We start from the raw sequence: 1,850 nt of genomic DNA, 5'->3' as shown, positions 1-1,850 counted from the left end.
CTGTGATGGGTAGGGGAGCGTCGTCTGCCGGGTGAAGCAGCCGTGTAAGCGAGTTGTGGACGGTTGACGAGTGAGAATGCAGGCATGAGTAGCGATACAAACGTGAGAAACGTTTGCGCCGATTGACTAAGGGTTCCTGGGTCAAGCTGATCTGCCCAGGGTAAGTCGGGACCTAAGGCGAGGCCGACAGGCGTAGTCGATGGATAACCGGTTGATATTCCGGTACCCGCTGTGAAGCGTCAAACATCGAGCATCGTGATGCTAAGGCCGTGAAGCCGCCCTGATCTCTTCGGAGTTGAGGGGAGTGGTGGAGCCGCCGGACCAAGCGGTTAGTAGGTGAGTGATGGGGTGACGCAGGAAGGTAGTCCATCCCGGGCGGTGGTTGTCCCGGGGTAAGGGTGTAGGCCGTGCGATAGGTAAATCCGTCGTACTTGTGGCTGAGACCTGATGCCGAGCCGATTGTGGTGAAGTGGATGATCCTATGCTGTCGAGAAAAGCCTCTAGCGAGTTTCATGGCGGCCCGTACCCTAAACCGACTCAGGTGGTCAGGTAGAGAATACCGAGGCGTTCGGGTGAACTATGGTTAAGGAACTCGGCAAAATGCCCCCGTAACTTCGGGAGAAGGGGGGCCATGTCTGGTGATCGGGTTTGCTCCGTGAGCTGGGTGTGGCCGCAGAGACCAGCGAGAAGCGACTGTTTACTAAAAACACAGGTCCGTGCGAAGCCGTAAGGCGATGTATACGGACTGACGCCTGCCCGGTGCTGGAACGTTAAGGGGACCGGTTAGCTTGGATTCGTCCAGGCGAAGCTGAGAACTTAAGCGCCAGTAAACGGCGGTGGTAACTATAACCATCCTAAGGTAGCGAAATTCCTTGTCGGGTAAGTTCCGACCTGCACGAATGGCGTAACGACTTCTCGACTGTCTCAACCATAGGCCCGGTGAAATTGCACTACGAGTAAAGATGCTCGTTTCGCGCAGCAGGACGGAAAGACCCCGGGACCTTTACTACAGTTTGATATTGGTGTTCGGTTCGGCTTGTGTAGGATAGCTGGGAGACTTTGATGCTTGGACGCCAGTTCAGGTGGAGTCGTCGTTGAAATACCAGTCTGGTCGTGCTGGATGTCTAACCTGGGTCCGTGATCCGGATCAGGGACAGTGTCTGATGGGTAGTTTAACTGGGGCGGTTGCCTCCTAAAGGGTAACGGAGGCGCCCAAAGGTTCCCTCAGCCTGGTTGGCAATCAGGTGTTGAGTGTAAGTGCACAAGGGAGCTTGACTGTGAGACCGACGGGTCGAGCAGGGACGAAAGTCGGGACTAGTGATCCGGCGGTGGCTTGTGGAAGCGCCGTCGCTCAACGGATAAAAGGTACCCCGGGGATAACAGGCTGATCTTCCCCAAGAGTCCATATCGACGGGATGGTTTGGCACCTCGATGTCGGCTCGTCGCATCCTGGGGCTGGAGTCGGTCCCAAGGGTTGGGCTGTTCGCCCATTAAAGCGGTACGCGAGCTGGGTTTAGAACGTCGTGAGACAGTTCGGTCCCTATCCGCTGTGCGCGTAGGAGTCTTGAGAAGGGCTGTCCCTAGTACGAGAGGACCGGGACGGACGAACCTCTGGTGTGCCAGTTGTTCTGCCAAGGGCATGGCTGGTTGGCTACGTTCGGGAGGGATAACCGCTGAAAGCATCTAAGCGGGAAGCCTGCTTCGAGATGAGGGCTCCCACCCACTTGATGGGGTAAGGCTCCCAGTAGACGACTGGGTTGATAGGCCGGATATGGAAGCACGGTAACGTGTGGAGTTGACCGGTACTAATAGGCCGAGGGCTTGTCCTCAGTTGCTCGCGTCCACTGTGT

At 56.6% G+C, this 1,850-nt stretch carries 1 rRNA gene (running past one end of the window); it reads left to right on the top strand.

Annotated elements, in window-relative coordinates:
- A 23S ribosomal RNA gene (locus ACGF8A_RS34435) occupies window positions 1–1,829 on the top strand; it begins 1,368 nt to the left of the window's first position.
- Window positions 1,830–1,850: the final 21 nt, after the last annotated feature.

It is taken from the genome of Streptomyces sp. NPDC047706 (assembly GCF_043204795.1).
GTDB lineage: Bacteria > Actinomycetota > Actinomycetes > Streptomycetales > Streptomycetaceae > Streptomyces.
Note: the sequence above shows the minus strand (reverse complement) of the source record. Positions and strands in the feature narration are given on the sequence as shown.